At 65.1% G+C, this 21,362-nt stretch carries 19 protein-coding genes and 1 tRNA gene; 17 read left to right on the top strand and 3 right to left on the bottom strand.

Going from position 1 to position 21,362, the window contains the following annotated elements:
- Window positions 1–29 precede the first annotated feature (29 nt).
- The 9 genes from rsmA (at window position 30) to HMPREF2716_RS04795 (ending at window position 9,480) form a co-directional block, all read left to right on the top strand.
- Entirely contained in the window at window positions 30–836 is an 807-nt protein-coding gene (rsmA, locus tag HMPREF2716_RS04835) for a 16S rRNA (adenine(1518)-N(6)/adenine(1519)-N(6))-dimethyltransferase RsmA (protein ID WP_003161932.1), read from the top strand.
- 36 nt (window positions 837–872) lie between these two features.
- Window positions 873–1,253: a Co2+/Mg2+ efflux protein ApaG gene (gene apaG, locus HMPREF2716_RS04830; protein WP_003085085.1), complete on the top strand. Its 381-nt coding sequence runs from the start codon at window positions 873–875 to the stop codon at window positions 1,251–1,253.
- Entirely contained in the window at window positions 1,253–2,104 is an 852-nt protein-coding gene (locus tag HMPREF2716_RS04825; protein ID WP_003113213.1) for a symmetrical bis(5'-nucleosyl)-tetraphosphatase, read from the top strand. The genes apaG and HMPREF2716_RS04825 overlap by 1 nt, the downstream gene beginning before the upstream one ends.
- A gap of 43 nt (window positions 2,105–2,147) precedes the next feature.
- Window positions 2,148–2,480, top strand: coding sequence for a thiosulfate sulfurtransferase GlpE (gene glpE / locus HMPREF2716_RS04820; RefSeq protein ID WP_003085081.1), 333 nt, complete (start codon window positions 2,148–2,150; stop codon window positions 2,478–2,480).
- 278 nt (window positions 2,481–2,758) lie between these two features.
- A complete protein-coding gene (locus tag HMPREF2716_RS04815; protein ID WP_003085078.1) occupies window positions 2,759–4,681 on the top strand; it encodes a PrkA family serine protein kinase in 1,923 nt (640 codons plus the stop codon).
- Between the two features lie 100 nt (window positions 4,682–4,781).
- On the top strand, window positions 4,782–6,053 hold the full coding sequence (locus HMPREF2716_RS04810) for a YeaH/YhbH family protein (RefSeq protein WP_003099579.1): 1,272 nt from the start codon (window positions 4,782–4,784) through the stop codon (window positions 6,051–6,053).
- Window positions 6,050–7,603, top strand: coding sequence for a SpoVR family protein (locus HMPREF2716_RS04805; protein ID WP_070621830.1), 1,554 nt, complete (start codon window positions 6,050–6,052; stop codon window positions 7,601–7,603). Before HMPREF2716_RS04810 ends, HMPREF2716_RS04805 begins: the two co-directional genes overlap by 4 nt.
- A gap of 94 nt (window positions 7,604–7,697) precedes the next feature.
- On the top strand, window positions 7,698–8,204 hold the full coding sequence (locus tag HMPREF2716_RS04800) for a DUF4136 domain-containing protein (protein ID WP_003085071.1): 507 nt from the start codon (window positions 7,698–7,700) through the stop codon (window positions 8,202–8,204).
- A gap of 43 nt (window positions 8,205–8,247) precedes the next feature.
- Complete coding sequence (locus HMPREF2716_RS04795; RefSeq protein WP_003117955.1) at window positions 8,248–9,480, top strand: multifunctional CCA addition/repair protein; 1,233 nt, start codon at window positions 8,248–8,250, stop codon at window positions 9,478–9,480.
- Here the strand turns inward: HMPREF2716_RS04795 and folK are convergent.
- Both folK and folB read right to left on the bottom strand, forming a co-directional pair.
- Window positions 9,453–9,995: a 2-amino-4-hydroxy-6-hydroxymethyldihydropteridine diphosphokinase gene (folK, locus tag HMPREF2716_RS04790; RefSeq protein WP_003137363.1), complete on the bottom strand. Its 543-nt coding sequence runs from the start codon at window positions 9,993–9,995 to the stop codon at window positions 9,453–9,455. The genes HMPREF2716_RS04795 and folK overlap by 28 nt on opposite strands.
- Window positions 9,986–10,339 (bottom strand): dihydroneopterin aldolase, encoded by a 354-nt coding sequence (gene folB, locus HMPREF2716_RS04785; protein ID WP_003099587.1) that lies wholly within the window; start codon window positions 10,337–10,339, stop codon window positions 9,986–9,988. Before folB ends, folK begins: the two co-directional genes overlap by 10 nt.
- 83 nt (window positions 10,340–10,422) lie before the next feature.
- Between folB and plsY the strand changes: the two genes are divergently transcribed.
- The gene (gene plsY / locus HMPREF2716_RS04780) at window positions 10,423–10,992 is read left to right on the top strand and encodes a glycerol-3-phosphate 1-O-acyltransferase PlsY (protein ID WP_003085061.1); all 570 of its coding nucleotides are present in this window, start codon (window positions 10,423–10,425) and stop codon (window positions 10,990–10,992) included.
- A 78-nt stretch (window positions 10,993–11,070) separates the two neighbouring features.
- On the opposite strand, the gene tsaD is transcribed toward plsY, so the two are convergent.
- Window positions 11,071–12,096 carry a tRNA (adenosine(37)-N6)-threonylcarbamoyltransferase complex transferase subunit TsaD gene (tsaD, locus tag HMPREF2716_RS04775; protein ID WP_003129196.1) on the bottom strand — a complete coding sequence of 342 codons (1,026 nt, stop codon included), beginning with the start codon at window positions 12,094–12,096 and terminating at the stop codon, window positions 11,071–11,073.
- A 200-nt stretch (window positions 12,097–12,296) separates the two neighbouring features.
- Between tsaD and rpsU the strand changes: the two genes are divergently transcribed.
- The 7 genes from rpsU (at window position 12,297) to HMPREF2716_RS04740 (ending at window position 21,268) form a co-directional block, all read left to right on the top strand.
- Window positions 12,297–12,512, top strand: a complete 216-nt coding sequence (gene rpsU, locus HMPREF2716_RS04770) for a 30S ribosomal protein S21 (protein ID WP_003085057.1) — start codon at window positions 12,297–12,299, stop codon at window positions 12,510–12,512.
- 69 nt (window positions 12,513–12,581) lie between these two features.
- Entirely contained in the window at window positions 12,582–13,031 is a 450-nt protein-coding gene (locus HMPREF2716_RS04765; RefSeq protein WP_003085042.1) for a GatB/YqeY domain-containing protein, read from the top strand.
- A gap of 82 nt (window positions 13,032–13,113) precedes the next feature.
- Window positions 13,114–15,108, top strand: a complete 1,995-nt coding sequence (dnaG, locus tag HMPREF2716_RS04760; RefSeq protein ID WP_023518324.1) for a DNA primase — start codon at window positions 13,114–13,116, stop codon at window positions 15,106–15,108.
- A 79-nt stretch (window positions 15,109–15,187) separates the two neighbouring features.
- Entirely contained in the window at window positions 15,188–17,041 is a 1,854-nt protein-coding gene (rpoD, locus tag HMPREF2716_RS04755; protein ID WP_003085035.1) for an RNA polymerase sigma factor RpoD, read from the top strand.
- Between the two features lie 106 nt (window positions 17,042–17,147).
- The gene (locus tag HMPREF2716_RS04750) at window positions 17,148–20,885 is read left to right on the top strand and encodes an EAL domain-containing protein (protein ID WP_023518323.1); all 3,738 of its coding nucleotides are present in this window, start codon (window positions 17,148–17,150) and stop codon (window positions 20,883–20,885) included.
- A gap of 16 nt (window positions 20,886–20,901) precedes the next feature.
- Window positions 20,902–20,978, top strand: a tRNA-Ile gene (locus tag HMPREF2716_RS04745).
- Between the two features lie 152 nt (window positions 20,979–21,130).
- Complete coding sequence (locus HMPREF2716_RS04740; protein WP_023435446.1) at window positions 21,131–21,268, top strand: hypothetical protein; 138 nt, start codon at window positions 21,131–21,133, stop codon at window positions 21,266–21,268.
- Window positions 21,269–21,362: the final 94 nt, after the last annotated feature.

Below are 21,362 nucleotides of genomic sequence, written 5' to 3'. Positions count from 1 at the left end.
CTGGGGCCCGCAGCCTGGAACCGTTTCCAATGTCCGAGCTTTACCAACACCGCGCGCGCAAGCGCTTCGGCCAGAACTTCCTGCACGATGCCGGGGTGATTCACCGCATCCTCCGTGCCATCCATGCCCGCGAGGGTCAGCGCCTGCTGGAGATCGGCCCGGGCCAGGGCGCCCTGACCGAGGGACTGCTGGGCAGCGGCGCACGCCTGGACGTGATCGAGCTCGACCAGGACCTGATCCCCCTGTTGAAGCTGAAATTCGGCCTCGAGTCGCGCTTCAGCCTGCACCAGGGCGACGCCCTCAAGTTCGATTTCGCCTCGCTGGTGGAGAGCGGCGAGAAGCTGCGAGTGGTCGGCAACCTGCCCTACAACATCTCCACGCCACTGATCTTCCATCTGCTGGAGTACGCGCCGGTGATCGAGGACATGCACTTCATGCTGCAGAAGGAAGTGGTCGAGCGCCTGGCGGCCACGCCGGGCGGCGGGGACTGGGGCCGGCTTTCGATCATGGTCCAGTATCACTGTCGGGTGGAGCACCTGTTCAACGTCGGCCCCGGCGCGTTCAACCCGCCGCCCAAGGTCGACTCGGCCATCGTCCGTCTCACCCCCTTCGCCGAGCCGCCCCATCCGGCACGCGATCCGAAACTGCTCGAGCGGGTGGTCCGCGAGGCCTTCAACCAGCGCCGCAAGACCCTGCGCAACACCCTCAAGCCTCTCCTGAGCGTCGAGGACATCGAGGCCGCAGAGGTCGATCCGACCCTCCGTCCCGAACAACTCGACCTGGCCGCATTCGTCCGCCTGGCCAACCGGCTGGCCGAGCTGCCAGGCAATCGTTAGTCTGGTGAGACACTCGTCAGGAATCAGGCAAGCCGTATGAGCGATACCCAGCACCAGGTCAACGTCAGGGTCGACACCCGCTACCTTCCGGAACAGTCCGCCCCAGAGCAGAACCGTTTCGCCTTCGCCTACACGGTGACCATCGAGAACCAGGGCGAGGTTCCGGCCCAACTGCTGTCGCGCCACTGGATCATCACCGACGGCGACGGCCGTACCCAGGAAGTTCGCGGCGCCGGCGTGGTCGGCGAGCAACCGCTGATCGCCCCCGGCGCGCAACACACCTACACCAGCGGCACGGTGCTGGCGACCCGGGTCGGCAGCATGCGCGGCAGCTACCAGATGCTCGGCAGCGACGGAATCGCCTTCGACGCCGCGATCCCGGTGTTTCGCCTGGCCGTACCGGGAGCGCTGCACTGATGGCGGTCTACGCGGTAGGCGACCTGCAGGGTTGCCTGGATCCCCTGAAATGCCTGCTGGAGCGCGTCGCCTTCGACCCGGCCAAGGACCGCCTGTGGCTGGTCGGCGACCTGGTCAACCGCGGCCCGCAGTCCCTGGAGACGCTGCGCTTCCTCTATGCCATGCGCGAGTCGGTGGTCAGCGTTCTGGGCAACCACGACCTGCACCTGCTGGCGGTGGCGCACAAGTCCGAGCGCCTGAAGAAGTCCGACACGCTGCGGGAAATCCTCGAGGCGCCGGACCGCGAGCCACTGCTCGACTGGCTGCGTCGCCTGCCGCTGCTGCACTACGACGAACAACGCAAGGTCGCCCTGGTGCATGCCGGCATCCCCCCGCAGTGGAGCTTGGAAAAAGCCCGCCTGCGCGCAGCCGAGGTGGAGCAAGCATTGCGCGACGACCAGCGCCTGCCGCTGTTCCTCGACGGCATGTACGGCAACGAGCCGGCCAAGTGGGACAAGAAGCTGCATGGCATCGACCGCCTGAGGGTGATCACCAACTACTTCACCCGCATGCGTTTCTGCACCGAAGATGGCAAGCTCGACCTGAAGAGCAAGGAAGGCCTCGACACCGCGCCGCCCGGCTACGCCCCCTGGTTCAGCTTCCCTTCGCGCAAGACCCGCGGCGAGAAGATCATCTTCGGCCACTGGGCGGCCCTCGAAGGCCACTGCGACGAGCCCGGCCTGTTCGCCCTGGATACCGGCTGCGTCTGGGGCGCGCGGATGACCCTGTTGAACGTCGACAGCGGCGAACGCCTGAGCTGCGATTGCGCCGAACAGCGCGCGCCGGCCAGACCCGCCGCCACGCCCGCATGAATCCCCGGCGTCCGGTGGACGCCCTGTACACAGGTACCCCGACATGAGCGACACCTTCCAGCGCATCGCCCCCGAACAGGTCCGCCAGCTCCGCGAAAACGGCGCCCAGGTGGTCGACATCCGCGACCCGCAGAGCTTCGCTGTCGGCCATATCAGCGGCTCGCGGCACATCGACAACCACTCGGTGGCGGACTTCATCGCCGCCGCCGACCTCGACGCTCCGCTGGTGGTGGTCTGCTACCACGGCAACTCCAGCCAGAGCGCCGCCGCCTATTTCATCCAGCAGGGCTTCAGCGACGTCTACAGCCTCGACGGCGGCTTCGAGCTATGGCGCAGCGTCTATCCCGCGGATACCAGCAGCGGCGAAGCGGAGTAGGCCACGCCGCTACCCCGCCAAAAAAACTGTAACTTCTCTCGCCTTTCTTCCTTTACTCCGTCCAGAACGAACTATTCTTTTCCTCAGGCCATCCAAAACAGGGGAGAGCCGGCACACCGGCTTCCGGGCCATCGGCTGTGACCGTTAGGAGCGCTGGCGGAAAGGGAAGCACCGTGCAGCGACGGAGTCTGGGGGATTCTCGCCGGCCTGGCTGGCGGCCCCCCCGCACCCGCACGACCGATCCCGCGCCGGCTCACTGCATCGAGCGAGGAGACGTCATGAGCATTTTCAGTCACTTCCAGGAACGCTTCGAAGCGACCCGCCAAGAGGAATATTCCCTCCAGGAATATCTCGACCTCTGCAAGCAAGACAAGACAGCCTATGCCTCTGCCGCCGAGCGCCTGCTGATGGCGATCGGCGAGCCGGAATTGCTGGACACCTCGGTGGACTCCAGGCTGTCGCGGATCTTCTCCAACAAGGTGATTCGCCGCTACCCGGCGTTCGCCGACTTCCACGGCATGGAGGAATGCATCGACCAGATCGTCGCGTTCTTCCGCCATGCGGCCCAGGGCCTGGAGGAGAAGAAGCAGATCCTTTACCTGCTCGGCCCGGTCGGCGGCGGTAAATCCTCCCTGGCGGAAAAACTCAAGCAACTGATGGAGAAGGTGCCCTTCTACGCGATCAAGGGCTCGCCGGTCTTCGAGTCGCCGCTGGGCTTGTTCAACCCCGACGAAGACGGCGCCATCCTCGAGGAGGACTACGGCATCCCGAGGCGCTACCTGCGCTCGATCATGTCGCCCTGGGCAACCAAGCGCCTCAACGAGTTCGGCGGCGACATCAGCCAGTTCCGCGTGGTCAAGCTGTACCCCTCGATCCTCAACCAGATCGCCATCGCCAAGACCGAACCCGGCGACGAGAACAACCAGGACATATCCGCGCTGGTCGGCAAGGTCGACATCCGCAAGCTGGAGGAATACCCGCAGAACGACGCGGACGCCTACAGCTATTCGGGCGCCCTCTGCCGGGCCAACCAGGGCCTGATGGAATTCGTCGAGATGTTCAAGGCCCCGATCAAGGTCCTGCACCCGCTGCTGACCGCGACCCAGGAAGGCAACTACAACAGCACCGAAGGCCTCGGCGCCCTGCCCTACAGCGGCATCATCCTGGCTCACTCCAACGAGTCGGAATGGCACAGCTTCCGCAACAACAAAAACAACGAGGCCTTCATCGACCGCATCTACATCGTCAAGGTGCCGTACTGCCTGCGCGTGGCGGACGAGATCAAGATCTACGATAAGTTGCTGGTCAACAGCTCGCTGGCGCATGCCCACTGCGCGCCGGACACCCTGAAGATGCTCTCGCAGTTCTCCGTGCTGTCGAGGCTGAAAGAGCCGGAAAACTCGAATATCTACTCGAAGATGCGGGTATATGACGGCGAAAACCTGAAAGATACCGATCCCAAGGCCAAGTCGATCCAGGAATACCGCGACTCGGCCGGGGTCGACGAAGGCATGGCCGGGCTTTCCACCCGCTTCGCCTTCAAGATCCTCTCCAAGGTATTCAACTTCGACCCGCACGAGGTAGCGGCCAACCCGGTGCACCTGCTCTACGTCCTCGAACAGCAGATCGAGCAGGAACAGTTCCAGCCGGAAACCCGCGAGCGCTACCTGCGCTTCATCAAGGAATACCTGGCGCCGCGCTACGTCGAGTTCATCGGCAAGGAAATCCAGACCGCCTACCTGGAGTCCTACAGCGAATACGGTCAGAACATCTTCGACCGCTATGTGCTGTACGCCGACTTCTGGATCCAGGATCAGGAATACCGCGACCCGGAAACCGGCGAGATCCTCAACCGCGCCGCCCTCAACGAGGAACTGGAGAAGATCGAGAAACCCGCGGGCATCAGCAACCCGAAGGACTTCCGCAACGAGATCGTCAACTTCGTGCTGCGCGCCCGCGCCGGCAACAACGGCAAGAACCCGAGCTGGCTGTCCTACGAGAAGCTGCGCGTGGTGATCGAGAAGAAGATGTTCTCCAACACCGAGGACCTGCTTCCGGTCATCAGCTTCAACGCCAAGGCCAGCAAGGAGGACCAGCAGAAGCACAACGACTTCGTCAAACGCATGGTCGAGCGCGGCTACACCGAGAAGCAGGTCCGCCTGCTGTCGGAATGGTACCTGCGGGTTCGCAAGTCGCAGTAGTCTGCCATCGGTACGGTCGCTGCGACCGTACCGGTCGCCGTCGCATTCGGACCTCGGCGCCTCCGCTCCGGCGGGGCGCCACAGGCCCTGAGGAGCATTCATGAGCTACGTCATCGACCGGCGTCTGAACGGCAAGAACAAGAGCACGGTGAACCGCCAGCGCTTCCTGAGGCGCTACCGTGAACACATCAAGAAGGCCGTCGAGGAGGCCGTCAGCCGGCGTTCCATCACCGACATGGAGCACGGCGAGCAGATCAGCATTCCCGGGCGCGATATCGACGAACCGGTGCTGCACCATGGCCGCGGCGGGCGGCAGACCGTCGTCCACCCCGGCAACAAGGAATTCACCGCCGGCGAGCACATCGCCCGCCCATCCGGCGGCGGGGGTGGCCGCGGCGGCGGCAAGGCCAGCAACAGCGGCGAAGGCATGGACGACTTCGTCTTCCAGATCACCCAGGAGGAGTTCCTCGACTTCATGTTCGAGGACCTGGAGCTGCCCAACCTGGTCAAGCGCCACATCACCGGCACCGACACCTTCAAGACCGTCCGCGCCGGCATCAGCAACGACGGCAACCCGTCGCGCATCAACATCGTCCGCACCCTGCGCTCGGCCCATGCGCGGCGCATCGCGCTGTCCGGCGGCAGCCGGGCCAAGCTGCGCGCGGCGCTGAAGGAACTGGAGCGAATCAAGCGCGAAGAGCCGGACAACCTCGGCGATATCCAGGAACTCGAGCTGGAAATCGCCAAGCTCCGCGCGCGCATCGACCGGGTACCGTTCCTCGATACCTTCGATCTCAAGTACAACCTGCTGGTCAAGCAGCCCAACCCCACCTCCAAGGCGGTGATGTTCTGCCTGATGGACGTCTCCGGCTCGATGACCCAGGCGACCAAGGACATCGCCAAGCGCTTCTTCATCCTGCTCTACCTGTTCCTCAAGCGGAACTACGAGAAGATCGAAGTGGTGTTCATCCGCCACCACACCAGCGCCCGCGAGGTCGACGAGGAGGAGTTCTTCTACTCCCGCGAGACCGGCGGCACTATCGTCTCCAGCGCGCTGAAGATGATGCAGGAGATCATGGCCGAGCGTTATCCGACCCATGAGTGGAACATCTACGCCGCCCAGGCCTCGGACGGCGACAACTGGAACGACGACTCGCCGGTGTGCCGGGACATCCTCCTCAAGCAGATCATGCCGTTCGTCCAGTACTACACCTACGTCGAGATCACCCCGCGCGAACACCAGGCCCTGTGGTTCGAGTACGAGCGCGTGCGCGAAGCCTTCGAAGACAGCTTCGCCCAGCAGCAGATCGTCTCGGCATCGGACATCTACCCGGTGTTCCGCGAGCTGTTCCAGAGGAGGCTCGTCGCATGAGCAAGCGCCAGCCCATCGCCACCGGCTCGGAATGGACCTTCGAGCTGATCCAGCAGTACGACCGGGAAATCAGCAGGATCGCCGAGCGCTATGCCCTGGATACCTATCCGAACCAGATCGAGGTGATCACCGCCGAGCAGATGATGGACGCCTACGCCTCGGTGGGCATGCCGATCGGCTATAATCACTGGTCCTACGGCAAGCACTTCCTCAGCACGGAAAAGAACTACAAGCGTGGCCAGATGGGCCTGGCCTACGAGATCGTGATCAACTCCGACCCCTGCATCGCCTACCTGATGGAGGAAAACACCCAGTACATGCAGGCGCTGGTGATCGCCCACGCCTGCTACGGGCACAACAGTTTCTTCAAGGGCAACTACCTGTTCCGCACCTGGACCGATGCCAGTTCGATCATCGATTACCTGGTGTTCGCCAAGCAGTACATCATGCAGTGCGAGGAGCGCTACGGGATCGACGCGGTGGAAGACCTGCTCGACTCCTGCCACGCCCTGATGAACTACGGTGTCGACCGCTACAAGCGTCCCTACCCGATTTCCGCGGAAGAGGAGCGGCAGCGGCAGAAGGAGCGCGAGGAACTGATCCAGCGCCAGGTCAACGACCTCTGGCGGACCATCCCGCGCGTCGGCGGCAAGGATAAGGAACAATCCATGGCGCGCTATCCGAGCGAGCCGCAGGAGAACATCCTCTACTTCATCGAGAAGAACGCGCCGCTGCTGGAGCCCTGGCAGCGCGAGGTGATCCGCATCGTGCGCAAGATCGCCCAGTATTTCTACCCGCAACGCCAGACCCAGGTGATGAACGAAGGCTGGGCGACCTTCTGGCACTACACGCTGCTCAACGACCTCTACGACGAAGGCCTGGTCAACGACGGCTTCATGATGGAGTTCTTGCAATACCACACCAGCGTGGTCTACCAGCCGTCCTTCGACAGCCCCTACTACAGCGGCATCAACCCCTACGCCCTGGGCTTCGCCATGTACCGCGACATCCGCCGCATCTGCGAGGAACCTACCGACGAGGACCGCCGCTGGTTCCCGGATATCGCCGGCAGCGACTGGCTGGCCACGCTGAAGTTCGCCATGAAGAGCTTCAAGGACGAAAGCTTCATCCTGCAGTTCCTCTCGCCCAAGGTGATTCGCGACCTGAAGCTGTTCAGCATTCTCGACGACGACCAGAAGGACGACCTGCTGGTCGCGGCGATCCACGACGAAGCCGGCTACCGCACCATCCGCGAGACCCTGGCGGCGCAGTACAACCTCGGCAACCGCGAGCCGAACATCCAGATCTGGAACGTCGACCGTCGCGGCGACCGCTCGCTGACCCTGCGCCACCAGCAGTTCGACCGCCAGCCGCTGAGCGACTCCACCGCCGACGTGCTCAAGCACCTGCATCGCTTGTGGGGCTTCGATATCCACCTGGAGACCCTGCAGGGCGACCAGCTCGTGCAGACCCACCACATGCCGCCCAAGGGCGCCAGCGAAGGCGAGGAAGGCTACCCGCGCCTGGACCTGATCATCCCGCCCATTTGATCGGTTGACGTCCGCCCCGACCGCCGGCCAGCATGCCGGCACGGTCGGGGCCGCCCACAGCAGAACAAGAAGCCGGCCGTCCACGGGAGCCGCCATGCGCCTGTTCGCCATCGTCCTGCTCTGCCTCGTCCTGGCCACCTGCGCCAGCCACATCCCCAGCGCCCGGGTGACCCATCCGGCCAGCGCCGGATTGCCCGGCCTGCAAGGTTTCCAGTTGATGCCGCCGGAACAGGCGGTCGACGCCCTGCCCTACCGCAACCGCTATCCGCTGATAAACGCAGAGCTGCGCCAGGGGCTGGCGGCCCACGGCTACCACGAGAGCGCTACCCCGCAATTCCGCGTCTACTACTGGCTGGCGCTGCGCGACGCACCGCTGGAATTCCGCCCCGACCTTCCGCCCACCTCCGGCATGGGGCCTTATCTGGCGATCCACCGCCTGCGCGACGAAACCGGAACATTGCGCGTGCGCCTGGTCGACCTGGAGGAGCGCGTTCTCTGGGAAGGCATGGTAAGCACCGGCCTCAGCCCCGCCAGGGCCAATCCGGAACAGCTCGAACTGGCGGTCGGCGCCCTGCTCCGGCAGCTTCCACGCGCCCGCTAGGACACCCTGGGGTAGACTTCCGCCTATCACGCGGAGGATTCCCATGCAGATTTACAAGGTCGGCGGCGCCGTGCGCGATCGCCTTCTCGGCCGTCCGGTCACCGATATCGACTGGGTGGTGGTCGGTGCCAGCAGCGACGAGATGCTAGCCCGCGGCTACCGCCCGGTGGGCGCCGACTTCCCGGTCTTCCTTCATCCGCAGAGCGGCGAGGAATACGCCCTGGCGCGCACCGAGCGGAAGAGCGGGCGCGGCTACGGCGGCTTCACCTTCCATGCCAGCCCCGAGGTGACCCTGGAGGAAGACCTGACTCGCCGTGACCTGACCATCAACGCCATGGCCGAGGACGAACAGGGCCGGGTAATAGATCCCTACGGCGGCCAGGCAGACCTCGAGGCGCGCCTGCTGCGCCACGTTTCCCCGGCGTTCGCCGAGGATCCCCTGCGGGTCCTGCGCGTAGCGCGCTTCGCCGCCCGCTACGCCGGCCTGGGCTTCCGGATCGCCGCCGAAACCCTCGCCCTGATGCGCCAACTGGCGGAATCCGGCGAGTTGCAGGCGCTGACCCCGGAGCGCAGTTGGAAGGAAATTTCCCGAGCCCTGATGGAACCCAACCCCGAGGTCTTCATCCAGGTCCTGCACGACTGCGGCGCCCTGGCCGAACTGATCCCGGAAGTCGAGGCGCTGTTCGGCGTACCGCAGCCGGCGGCCCACCATCCGGAAATCGATACCGGCGTCCATGTCCTGTCGGTATTGCAGCAATGCGCCCGCCACCGGCAGCCGCTCAGCGTACGCTGGGCTTGCCTCCTGCACGACCTGGGCAAGGGACTCACCAGCGAAGCGGACTGGCCCCGCCATATCGCCCACGAGGCTCGCGGCGTGCCGTTGATCGATGCGGTGAACCAGCGCTTCAGGGTGCCGCGCGACTGCCAGGAACTGGCGCGCCTGGTGGGCGAGTACCACACCCACGCCCATCGGGCGCTGGAGCTGCGCCCGAATACACTGCTGGAGCTGTTGCAGAGCTTCGACGTGTATCGCCGCCCGCAGCGTTTCGAGGAGTTCGTCGCCGCCAGCGAGATGGACGCGCGCGGCCGCCTCGGCCTGGAACAGCGGGACTATCCGCAGGCCGCCTACCTGCTCGGCGCGGCGCAGGCAGCGCGGGCAGTCAGCGTGAAGCCGCTGGTGGAAAAGGGCTTGAAGGGCGCGGAACTGGGCGAGGCGCTGAAGCGTGCGCGCCTCGCCGCACTCAAGGCCTACAAGGAAGAACGCGGAAAGGCCTGAAGCAGCGCTTCGGGAGTCAACGCCTGGCCACGCCATTCGAATGGCGCCGGCCAGAGCTTCTGCTGGATCCTCGTCTCGCGCCAGAGATCGCCCAGCGGCTGGCGGGCGACCGGATGCTCCAGGTTCGGCGCCAGCTCGGACAAGGGCCAGAGCACGAAAGCGTTCTTCAGCACTTCGGCGCGCGGCAGCACCAGGCCATCGAAATCGCCCACCAGGTCGCCGTAGAACAGCACGTCGATATCCAGCGGCAGCCCCTTGCGCTCTGGCGCATAGCGGCCATTGTCGGCCTCGATGTGCTTGAGTCGCAGGCTCAGTTCGGCCAGCGGCAGATCGGTGCGGGCAGACACCACCAGGTTGAAGAACGGCCCGCTCTTGATACCCACCGGCTCGCTCTCGAACACCGGCGAGCAACGCAGGTCATGAAGGAAACCGGCCAGCGCATCGAGGCCGGCACGCAGGTGGCGCTCACGCTCGACATTGCTGCCGAGGCCGAGGTAGACCGGGATCAGCGACATCCGCGTTCGATCTCCACGCCAACGCCACGGGCCGCCGGCACCGCGCCGGGCTTGGTCACGCGGATGCGCAGCCAGGGAATGCCGCGCTCGCCCATCAGTACCTCGGCGAGGCGCTCGGCGAAGGTTTCCACCAACTGGAAATGCGATTCCCGGGCGAACTCCTGCACCCGCTCGGACAACGCGGCATAGTCCAGCGCCAGGGCGAGATCGTCGCCCGCGGCGGCCGGACGGTTGTCCCAGCCCAGGGTCAGGTCCAGGCGCAGGCACTGACGGATGCCGCGCTCCCAGTCGTACACGCCGATGACGGTATCGACCTCCAAGCCTTCGATAAAAACTCTGTCCACTTCGCTACCCGCTCCAAGGGATGCCACGACAAGCGTGCGCCGCCCCGTTAGAATCGAGGACATCCTCGTCCTCGGTGGAATCCATGGTCTGGCTACTGGCGATCCTCGCCTACCTGCTCGGTTCCCTCTCCTTCGCCGTCCTGCTCAGCCGCTGGTTCGGCACCCAGGACCCGCGCGCCAGCGGTTCCGGCAACCCCGGCGCGACCAACATGCTGCGCGTCGCCGGGAAGAAACTCGCCATCCTGACCCTGCTCGGCGACGTCGGCAAAGGCCTGTTGCCGGTGCTGGTCGCCCGCTGGCTGGGGCTCGGCGTGATGGAGGAGGCCTGGGTCGGCATCGCCGCCGTGATCGGCCACCTGTATCCGCTGTACTTCAACTTCCGCGGCGGCAAGGGTGTCGCCACCGCCGCGGGCATGCTCCTCGGCCTCTATCCGCCGGCCGTACTGCTGGCCGCAGCGGCCTGGCTGCTGACCTTCAAGCTGTCGCGCACCAGCTCGCTCGCCTCGCTGGTGGCCACCCCGCTGACCCTGCCGTTGCTGGCCTGGCAGCAGCCCGGAGCGCTGCTGCCGATGACCGTGCTGACCGGCCTGATCGTCTGGCGGCACCGCGCCAACTTACGCGATCTGTTCGCCGGCCGCGAACGGCATTTCTAATCCATAAAAGGAAAAAACTTCATGCAGTCTGGCCCAGCTGCGTCATCGACACCTGCCTGACTGCGACCTGGCAGCCACTCAGACCGCCGGCAGCGACTCCATCGGCCAGCGCGGCTGGACGCTGATCGCCGGGCCGTCATGCTGGCCGGCGAGCAGGCGCTGGCAGCCGGCGTAGGCGATCATCGCGCCATTGTCGGTGCAGAAGCGCGGGCGGGCGTAGAACACCTGCCCCTTCATTTCGCCGAGCATCTTTTCCAGGCCGCTGCGCAGCGCCTGGTTGGCGCTGACACCGCCGGCGATCACCAGGTTCTTCAGGCCGGTCTGCTTCAAGGCGCGACGGCACTTGATCAGCAGGGTCTCGACCACCGCGGTCTGGAACGCCAGGGCGATGTCGCAGCGGGTCTGCTCGCTGTCGTCGCCGGCCTCGACGCAACGCTGCCAGGTGTTCAGGGTAAAGGTCTTGAGCCCACTGAAGCTGAAGTCCAGGCCGGGGCGATCGGTCATCGGCCGCGGGAACACGAAGCGGCCAGGAGTGCCGAGCTCCGCCAGGCGGGCGATTTCCGGACCGCCGGGATAGCCCAGGCCGATCAGCTTGGCGGTCTTGTCGAAGGCTTCGCCGGCGGCATCGTCCACCGATTCGCCAAGCAACTGGTAGCGACCGATGCCGTCCACCCGCACCAACTGGGTGTGACCGCCGGAAACCAGCAAGGCGACGAACGGGAACCGCGGTGGCTGCTCTTCCAGCATCGGCGCCAGCAGGTGCCCTTCCATGTGGTGCACGCCGACCGCCGGCACGCCCCAGGCGAAGGCCATTGCCTGGGCACAGGAAGCCCCCACCAGCAGGGCGCCGACCAGGCCGGGACCGGCGGTATAGGCGATCGCGTCGATATCCGCCGGCGTGCAGCCGGACTCGTCGAGCACCTGGCGGATCAGCGGCAGCATGCGCTTGACGTGGTCGCGCGAGGCCAGCTCGGGCACGACGCCGCCGTAGACGCGATGGAGGTCGATCTGACTGAACAGCGCGTCGGCCAGCAGGCCGCGTTCGCTGTCGTAAAGGGCGACGCCGGTTTCGTCGCAGGACGTTTCCAGTCCCAGCACGCGCATGGGCTTGAGCCTTAGAGCTTGGCAAATACGAAGCCGCGCATGATAATCGGCGGCTTTGCGCCAGACCAGTGTTTTTCGATCGGAGGCTTTGCATTCCTCCGGCCGAACCGTTAATATCCGCAACCCTTGAAAACCGACGTATCCGCGCCACCTTGCCGGAGTACGTTCAACCCCCGGTAATCAGTGAAGGTACGACCTGGATGCCAGCCGTCAAAGTAAAAGAGAACGAACCCTTCGACGTAGCCCTGCGTCGTTTCAAGCGCTCCTGCGAAAAAGCAGGTGTACTGGCTGAAGTTCGCAGCCGCGAGTTCTACGAGAAGCCCACTGCCGAGCGCAAGCGCAAGGCCGCTGCCGCAGTGAAGCGCCACGCGAAGAAAGTACAGCGCGAACAGCGCCGTCGCGAGCGCCTGTACTGATCCACTCGACGCCCACGCGTCAGTGATCGTGCCTCAGCCCGGCCTCGGCCGGGCTTTCGGCTTTCCGCCATGAGCGAAATCAAATCCCGCCTCCTCGACGCCGTCAAGGTCGCCATGCGCGCCCAGGACAAGCCGCGGCTGACCACGTTGCGCCTGGCCCTCGCGGACATCAAGCGCGTCGAAGTCGACGAACGCATCGAGGTGGATGACGCCCGAGCCCTGCTGATCCTCGACCGGATGATCAAGCAGCGCCGCGACGCCCAGCGCCAGTTCAGCGACGCCGGCCGCCAGGACCTCGCCGAGGTCGAGGCCGCCGAGATTCTCGTGCTCCAGGACTTCATGCCCAAGCCCCTGGACGACCATGAGATCGACGCCCTGATCGAGCGCAGCATCGTCGACAGCGGCGCCCAGGGTCCGCAGGACATGGGCAAGGCGATGAACCTGCTGCGACCGCAGGTCCAGGGTCGCGTCGACATGGCACAGGTCAGCCAGCGCCTGAAGGCGCGCCTCTCCTCCTGAAACACCGCGCCGGCCTGATCGGCCCGGCGATAATTGCTATGCTGCCGCTCTGCGCCCACGCGCCGTCGTTTTCGAGAACACCATGGCCGGCCTGATACCGCAAAGCTTCATCGATGACCTGCTGAACCGCACCGACATCGTCGAGGTGGTGAGTTCGCGCATCCAGCTGAAGAAAACCGGCAAGAACTACAGCGCCTGCTGCCCGTTCCACAAGGAAAAGACTCCCTCGTTCACCGTCAGCCCGGACAAGCAGTTCTACTACTGCTTCGGCTGCGGCGCCGGCGGCAACGCGCTCGGCTTCGTCATGGACCACGACCAGCTGGAGTTCCCCCAGGCGGTCGAGGAACTGGCCAAGCGTGCCGGCATGGACGTGCCGCGCGAGGAACGCGGCGGACGCGGGCACACGCCGCGCCAGCCGACCGACTCGCCGCTCTATCCGCTGCTCAGCGCCGCCGCCGAGTTCTACAAGCAGGCGCTGAAAAGCCACCCGGCGCGCAAGGCAGCGGTGAACTACCTGAAGGGCCGCGGCCTGACCGGCGAGATCGCCCGCGACTTCGGCCTCGGCTTCGCCCCGCCCGGCTGGGACAACCTGCTCAAGCACCTGGGTGGCGACAACCTGCAACTCAAGGCCATGCTCGACGCCGGCCTGCTGGTGGAGAACAGCGACACCGGCAAGCGCTACGACCGCTTCCGCGATCGCGTGATGTTCCCGATCCGCGACAGCCGCGGGCGGATCATCGCCTTCGGCGGCCGGGTGCTCGGCGACGACAAGCCGAAGTACCTGAACTCCCCGGAGACTCCGGTCTTCCACAAGGGCCAGGAACTCTACGGACTCTACGAGGCCCGGCAGAAGAATCGCGACCTCGACGAGATCATGGTGGTCGAGGGCTACATGGATGTCATCGCCCTGGCCCAGCAAGGCATCCGCAACGCGGTGGCGACCCTCGGCACGGCGACCAGCGAGGAACACATCAAGCGCCTGTTCCGCCTGGTACCGAGCATCCTGTTCTGTTTCGACGGCGACCAGGCCGGGCGCAAGGCAGCCTGGCGCGCCCTGGAGTCGGTGCTGCCGAACCTGCAGGACGGCAAGCGCGTGCGCTTCCTGTTCCTCCCCGAGGGCGAGGACCCGGACAGCCTGGTACGCGCCGAGGGCGAGGATGCCTTCCGCGCACGCATCACCCAGCAGGCCCAGCCGCTGGCGGAGTACTTCTTCCAGCAACTGATGCTCGAGGCCGACCCCGCCACCCTGGAAGGCAAGGCCCACCTGGCGACCCTCGCCGCGCCGCTGCTGGAGAAGATTCCCGGGAACAACCTGCGCCTGCTGATGCGACAACGTCTGTCGGAAATCACCGGCCTGTCCGGCGAAAACATCGGACAACTGGCGCACCACAGCCCGCCGCCGCCGTCCATGGACCACGGAGCGAGCGGCGCCTTGGACGGCGACGACTATTTCGCCGCCAGCGCCTACTACGAGAACGAGCCCTCCCATGCGCCGTTCGACGCTGCGCCAGGCTATGGCGAGGCGCAACCGCGCAAGAGCTGGAACAAGGACAAGAAGCCCTGGGACGGCAAGAAGTGGGATGGCAAGAAGAAGTGGGACAAAGGCGGCCACGGCGACTTCAAGACGCCGCAACGAACGCCGGTCAGCGTGGAGTCCACCACCCTCAACGCCCTGCGCACCTTGCTGCATCATCCGCAGTTGGCCTTGAAGGTCGACGATGCGGGCACCCTCGCCAGGGAGCAGGATACCTACGCCCAGTTGCTGGTGTCCCTGCTGGAAGCCCTGCAGAAGAACCCGCGGCAGAGCTCGATGCAACTCATCGCGCGCTGGCACGGCACGCCCCAGGGCCGCCTGCTGCAGGCCCTGGGCGAGAAGGAGTGGCTGATCGTCCAGGAGAACCTTGAAAAGCAGTTCTTCGACACCATTACTAAACTCTCCGAGAGCCAGCGTTTCGGCGAGCGGGAGGAGCGTTTACGCAGCGTCATGCAGAAGAGCTACAGTGAACTGACCGATGAAGAGAAAGCCTTGCTCAGAGAGCACTACAGTGTTGCCGCTTCATCGCCTTCCCAGAGCTGAACTGGCGCCTCAGCCCAGGCATCAGGTATAATCCTCTGCTTATTTTTTGCCCGCCAAGACCTTCAGTGGATAGGGTGTTATGTCCGGAAAAGCGCAACAGCAATCTCGTCTGAAAGAGTTGATCGCCCGAGGCCGTGAGCAGGGATACCTGACTTACGCGGAGGTCAACGACCACCTGCCGGAGGATATTTCCGATCCGGAACAGGTGGAAGACATCATCCGCATGATCAACGACATGGGGATCAACGTATTCGAGACAGCCCCGGATGCGGATGCCCTGTTGCTGGCCGAGGCGGATACCGACGAAGCCGCAGCGGAAGAAGCCGCAGCGGCCCTGGCCGCGGTGGAAAGCGACATCGGTCGCACCACCGACCCGGTGCGCATGTACATGCGTGAAATGGGTACCGTGGAACTGCTGACCCGCGAAGGCGAGATCGAAATCGCCAAGCGCATCGAGGAAGGCATCCGCGAAGTGATGAGCGCCATCGCCCAGTTCCCGGGCACGGTGGACAGCATCCTGGCCGACTACAATCGCATCGTCGCCGAAGGCGGTCGCCTCTCCGATGTCCTCAGCGGCTATATCGATCCCGATGACGGCAGCCTGCCCGCCGAAGAGGTGGAGCCGGTCAACCTGAAGGACGATTCCGCCGACTCGAAAGAGAAGGACGACGAGGAAGAAGAAAGCGACGACAGCAGCGACAGCGACGACGAAGGCGACGGCGGTCCGGATCCGGAAGAAGCCCGCCTGCGTTTCACCGCGGTCTCCGAGCAGCTCGACAAGGCCAAGAAGGCCCTGAAGAAGCACGGTCGCGGCAGCAAGCAGGCCACCGCCGAACTCACCGGCCTGGCCGAGCTGTTCATGCCGATCAAGCTGGTGCCCAAGCAGTTCGACGCCCTGGTCGCCCGCGTGCGCTCCGCCCTGGAAGGCGTGCGCGCCCAGGAACGCGCCATCATGCAGCTCTGCGTGCGTGACGCGCGCATGCCGCGTGCCGACTTCCTGCGCCTGTTCCCGAACCACGAGACCGACGAGAAGTGGGTCGACAGCGTCCTGAAGAGCAAGCCGAAGTACGCCGAGGCCATCGAGCGCCTGCGCGACGACATCCTGCGCAACCAGCAGAAGCTGGCGGCCCTGGAAAGCGAGGTCGAGCTGACCGTCGCCGAGATCAAGGAAATCAACCGCGCGATGTCGATCGGCGAAGCCAAGGCTCGCCGGGCGAAGAAGGAAATGGTCGAGGCCAACCTGCGCCTGGTGATTTCCATCGCCAAGAAGTACACCAACCGCGGCCTGCAATTCCTCGACCTGATCCAGGAAGGCAACATCGGCCTGATGAAGGCGGTGGACAAGTTCGAATACCGTCGCGGCTACAAGTTCTCCACCTACGCCACCTGGTGGATTCGCCAGGCGATCACCCGTTCGATCGCCGACCAGGCACGCACCATCCGCATCCCGGTGCACATGATCGAGACGATCAACAAGCTCAACCGCATCTCCCGCCAGATGCTCCAGGAAATGGGTCGCGAGCCCACCCCGGAAGAGCTTGGCGAGCGCATGGACATGCCTGAGGACAAGATCCGCAAGGTACTGAAGATCGCCAAAGAGCCGATCTCCATGGAAACCCCGATCGGTGACGACGAAGATTCGCACCTGGGCGATTTCATCGAGGACTCCACCATGCAGTCGCCGATCGAGATGGCGACCAGCGAGAGCCTCAAGGAATCCACCCGCGAAGTCCTCGCCGGCCTCACTGCCCGGGAAGCCAAGGTGCTGCGCATGCGCTTCGGCATCGACATGAACACCGACCACACCCTCGAGGAAGTCGGCAAGCAGTTCGATGTGACCCGCGAGCGGATCCGCCAGATCGAAGCCAAGGCGTTGCGCAAGCTGCGCCATCCGTCGCGAAGCGAGCACCTGCGCTCCTTCCTCGACGAGTGACGAACGAACCCCCGGCCTGAAAAACCGGGGGTTTTTCTTTGCCGCTTGCCCCGCCGCCCGGCGTCTACACTTCCGCTTATATTCCCGTCCACCGCGAGACCGCCTCATGCAGCGTCTGCAGGCCGTGCTTCTCCTGTGTCTGGCCTGCTGCTGGCCGGGGCTGGCCGGCGCCCTCACGCTCACGCCCGAGGAACGGGCCTGGCTGGCCGAGCACCCGAGCATCCGCCTGGGCGTGGACACCTCCTGGCCGCCATTCGAGTTCCGCGACGAACAGGGCCGCTACCAGGGACTCGCCGCCGGCTACGTCGGCCTGCTGCAGGAACGCCTGGGCGTCAGCCTGACGCCTGTCGAACCGAAGACCTGGACGCAGGTCCTGGAGCAGGCCAAGGACGGTCGGCTGGACCTGCTGCCCGGCATCATGGCTACCCCGGAGCGCCAGGAGTACCTGAGCTTCACCCGGCCCTACCTGGACTTCCCGATCATCATCCTGGCACGCAAGAACGGCCCGATGCCGAAGCGCATCGACGAGCTCTACGGGCTCAAGGTCGCGGTGGTCGACCACTATGCTCCTCACGAACTGCTGATCGCCCAGCATCCCGACCTCACCCTGCTGCCGCTGCCTTCGGTAGCGGCAGCCCTGCAGGCGCTGGCCACCGGCCAGGCCGACGCCTTCGTCGGCGACTTCGCCTCCAGCGTATGGAACCTCCGCCAGCTCAAGCTCAACGGCCTGGAGATCAGCGGCGAGACGCCATACCGCTACCAACTGGCGATGGCCGTGCCGCGCGGACAACCGATCCTCGCCGGGATCGTCGACAAGGTCCTCGCCGACCTCAGCGCCGAGGAGATCGAGCGACTCCAGGCCCCCTGGGTCGGCGGCCTGCTCGACCGACGTCCGGCCTGGCGCGAGATGGCGACCTACGGCCTTCCCATCGTCCTGCTGATCCTGGTCTCGGTCGCCATACTGCTGGCCATGAACCGCCGCCTGCGCCGCGAGGTGAGTCGCCGGCGGCAATTGGAGCGCGAACTGCGCGACAGCGAACAGCACTACCGGGGACTGGTGGAAAGCCTGAATGCCATCGCCTGGGAAATGCGCCTCGAGGAGAACCGCTTCACCTACGTCTCGCCCCACGCCGAACGCCTGCTCGGCTATCCCCTCGGCGAATGGCTGCAGCCGGGCTTCTGGCAGCGGACCCTGCACCCCATGGACGCCGAGTACGCCATCCACTACTGCATGAGCGAAAGCCAGGCCGGACGCGACCACAGCTTCGACTACCGGATGCTCGCCGCCGACGGCCGGGTGGTCTGGATTCGCGATCTGGTCACCCCGATCACGCAAGGCCGGGACCTGCTCCTGCGCGGTCTGATGATCGACATCACCGAGGCCAAGCTCACCGAGCAGGCCATGCGCCTGTCCGAACAGAAGTTCGCTTCGGTGTTCCACCACTGCCCGGACATGGTGGTACTGGCCAACGGCGCCGACGGCCGCTTCCTCGCGGTGAACAGCACCTTCGAGCAGCAGATCGGCATCGCCGCCGACGACGCCATCGGCAAGACCGCCACCGAACTGGGCATCTGGGCACTCCCCGGCCTGGGCCCGCAGGTCCTGGAAAAGCTCGGCCACGGCAACCTGACCAACCTCGAGGTGCCCCTGCGGCGCCGCAATGGCAGTACCTTCAGCGCGCTGCTCAGCGCCCAGCACGTGGCCCTCGACCAGACCCCGGCGCTGGTGGTGGTGATCCGCGACATCACCCACCTGGTGGAGACCCAGGAACTGCTGCGGATCTCCGAGGAGAAGTTCGCCAACGCCTTCCATGCCTACCCCGACGGTCTGCTGATCAGCCGCCTCGAAGACGGCACGCTGATCGACGTGAACGAAGGCTTCACCCGCCTCACCGGCTACCGCCGCGACGAGGTCATCTCCCGCTCCACGCTCGAACTCGGCCTGTGGGTCGACACCGAGGACCGCAAGCGCCTGATCTCGCTGGTACGCCACCACACCCTGACCCAGGGCTTCACCGCCCCTGTACGGGACCGCAACGGTGGCATCCGCCAGTGCGAGATGTCCGCCCACCGGATCAGCATCGATGGCGAGGACTGCGTGCTGACCATCGCCCGCGATATCACCGAGCGCCAGCTCATGCAGGAGAAGCTGCAGCAGGCCGCCACCGTCTTCGAAAGCACCGCCGAAGGCGTGATGATCACCGATACCCGCCAACGCATCACCGCGGTCAACCGCGCCTTCAGCGAGATCACCGGCTACAGCGAGCAGGAGGCGCTGGGACGCTCGCCCAGCCTGCTCTCCTCCGGACAACACGACTCCAGCTTCTACCTCGCCATGTGGAACCAGCTGGAGCGCGACGGGCACTGGCAGGGCGAGATCTGGAACCGACGCAAGACCGGCGAGCTGTACCCCGAATGGCTGACCATCAGCGCGGTACACAATCCGCAGGGCGAGATCACCCACTTCGTCGGCGTCTTCGCCGATATCTCCACCCTCAAGTACGCCCAGGCCCGGCTCGACTACCAGGCCCACCACGATCCGCTCACCGGCCTGCCCAATCGCCTGCTGTTCGAGAGCCGGCTCAATCACGCCCTCGACGAGGCCCGCGAAGAGAGTCGTCCCGGCGCCGTGCTGTTCATCGACCTGGACCGCTTCAAGCACATCAACGACAGCCTCGGCCATCCCATCGGCGACCTGCTGCTCAAAGCCATCGCCGAACGCCTGCGCGACCAGTTGCGCGACGTCGATACCGTGGCCCGCCTGGGGGGCGACGAATTCATCATCCTGCTCCCAGGCCTGCACCAGGAAAGCGACGCCGAGCACGTCGCGCGCAAGCTGCTGAATGCCTTCACCGCGCCGTTCCAGGCCGACGGTCATGAATTCTTCGTCAGCGCCAGCGTCGGCATCGCCCTGTTCCCCAAGGACGGCGACGACGCCCCGACCCTGGTGAAGAACGCCGACGCCGCCATGTACCGCGCCAAGTCGCGGGGCCGCAGCCGCATCGAGTACTACACCCGCGAACTGACCTACCTGGCCACCGAGCGCATGGCGCTGGAAACCGAACTGCGCCGCGCCCTCGAGCGCGACGAGTTGCAGCTCTACTACCAACCCAAGCTGAGCCTGGAGAGCGGCTTGCTGGTCGGCGCCGAGGCACTGGTGCGCTGGTACCATCCGCTGTTCGGGGAAATTTCCCCGGAGCGCTTCATCCCCCTCGCCGAGGATTGCGGCCTGATCCTGCCCCTCGGCGACTGGGTGCTGGAACACGCCTGCCAGCAGATGGGCGAATGGCAAAAGCTGCACGCGCCGTTCGGCCCGCTGTCGGTCAACCTCGCCGGCGCCCAGCTCGGCCAGCCGCAACTGATCGAACGCCTCGAGCAACTGCTGGAGCAGTCCGGCCTGGAACCGTCGCGGCTGCAACTGGAAATCACCGAGAGCTTCATCATGAACCAGACCGAGGAGGCCCTCGCCGTCCTCCACGGCCTCAAGCGCCTCGGCGTACAGCTGGCGATCGACGACTTCGGCACCGGCTACTCCTCGCTCAGCTACCTCAAGCGCCTGCCGCTGGACATCCTGAAGATCGACAAGTCGTTCATCCGCGGCCTCCCCGACGATCCCCACGATGCCGCCATCACCCGCGCCATCATCGCCCTCGGCCGCAGCATGCAGCTCACGGTGATCGCCGAAGGCGTGGAAACCGAAGGCCAGCAGAGCTTCCTCACCCACGAAGGCTGCGAGCAGATCCAGGGCTTCGTCCTCAGCCCGCCGCTGCCCGCCGAGCTGTTCGCCAGCAAATTCCTCAAACCGCGCCAGCCGATTGGCGCTCCCCGAGAAGCGCCGGTATAATCCGCCGACCTTCTGGGGGCCTATAGCTCAGTCGGTTAGAGCAGAGGACTCATAATCCTTTGGTCCACGGTTCGAGTCCGTGTGGGCCCACCACCTTCAAAGCCGCGCACTGCGCGGCTTTGCGCTTTCTAGGGTAGTGGCCTCATAAACGGCTCCATGGCCAAAAGGTACAAAATCGGTACAGTACTGGTTCGCCAGTCTGCCTTTGGAGTCCTTATCTGATGGCAACAATCGTCCCCCTTCCCGTGGTCCGCAAAACGGACTGGCCGACCAACGAAAAAACCTTCCGCACCAAGCGCGACGCCGAAGACTGGGCACGCCGCACCGAAGACGAGATGGTACGCGGCGTGTACATCCAGCACAGCGGCTCCGAGTGCATGTGACCTGCCCCCATTTTGTAGCCCGAGAGCTACATGTCCCTGCATCAAATTTTATCGATGCCCAAGGGGTACGGCCGACCTCTGTCCACAAGGTTTT

The sequence above is a fragment of the Pseudomonas sp. HMSC076A11 genome, from assembly GCF_001810205.1.
Lineage (GTDB): Bacteria > Pseudomonadota > Gammaproteobacteria > Pseudomonadales > Pseudomonadaceae > Pseudomonas > Pseudomonas aeruginosa.
The sequence above is the reverse complement of the archived record's forward strand: the minus strand, read 5'-3'. Positions and strand labels throughout refer to the sequence as shown.

Excerpts from the sequence above, each read along its gene's own strand:
- folK (WP_003137363.1), bottom strand. The coding sequence starts at position 9,995 with ATGTCGCTGATCCCGGTCTACCTCGGCCTCGGCAGCAATGTCGAGCGT.
- glpE (WP_003085081.1), top strand. The coding sequence starts at position 2,148 with ATGAGCGACACCTTCCAGCGCATCGCCCCCGAACAGGTCCGCCAGCTC.
- rsmA (WP_003161932.1), top strand. The coding sequence starts at position 30 with ATGTCCGAGCTTTACCAACACCGCGCGCGCAAGCGCTTCGGCCAGAAC.
- rpoD (WP_003085035.1), top strand. The coding sequence starts at position 15,188 with ATGTCCGGAAAAGCGCAACAGCAATCTCGTCTGAAAGAGTTGATCGCC.
- HMPREF2716_RS04825 (WP_003113213.1), top strand. The coding sequence starts at position 1,253 with ATGGCGGTCTACGCGGTAGGCGACCTGCAGGGTTGCCTGGATCCCCTG.
- HMPREF2716_RS04815 (WP_003085078.1), top strand. The coding sequence starts at position 2,759 with ATGAGCATTTTCAGTCACTTCCAGGAACGCTTCGAAGCGACCCGCCAA.
- HMPREF2716_RS04795 (WP_003117955.1), top strand. The coding sequence starts at position 8,248 with ATGCAGATTTACAAGGTCGGCGGCGCCGTGCGCGATCGCCTTCTCGGC.
- HMPREF2716_RS04765 (WP_003085042.1), top strand. The coding sequence starts at position 12,582 with ATGAGCGAAATCAAATCCCGCCTCCTCGACGCCGTCAAGGTCGCCATG.
- dnaG (WP_023518324.1), top strand. The coding sequence starts at position 13,114 with ATGGCCGGCCTGATACCGCAAAGCTTCATCGATGACCTGCTGAACCGC.
- HMPREF2716_RS04800 (WP_003085071.1), top strand. The coding sequence starts at position 7,698 with ATGCGCCTGTTCGCCATCGTCCTGCTCTGCCTCGTCCTGGCCACCTGC.
- HMPREF2716_RS04810 (WP_003099579.1), top strand. The coding sequence starts at position 4,782 with ATGAGCTACGTCATCGACCGGCGTCTGAACGGCAAGAACAAGAGCACG.
- plsY (WP_003085061.1), top strand. The coding sequence starts at position 10,423 with ATGGTCTGGCTACTGGCGATCCTCGCCTACCTGCTCGGTTCCCTCTCC.
- HMPREF2716_RS04805 (WP_070621830.1), top strand. The coding sequence starts at position 6,050 with ATGAGCAAGCGCCAGCCCATCGCCACCGGCTCGGAATGGACCTTCGAG.
- HMPREF2716_RS04750 (WP_023518323.1), top strand. The coding sequence starts at position 17,148 with ATGCAGCGTCTGCAGGCCGTGCTTCTCCTGTGTCTGGCCTGCTGCTGG.
- rpsU (WP_003085057.1), top strand. The coding sequence starts at position 12,297 with ATGCCAGCCGTCAAAGTAAAAGAGAACGAACCCTTCGACGTAGCCCTG.
- tsaD (WP_003129196.1), bottom strand. The coding sequence starts at position 12,096 with ATGCGCGTGCTGGGACTGGAAACGTCCTGCGACGAAACCGGCGTCGCC.
- apaG (WP_003085085.1), top strand. The coding sequence starts at position 873 with ATGAGCGATACCCAGCACCAGGTCAACGTCAGGGTCGACACCCGCTAC.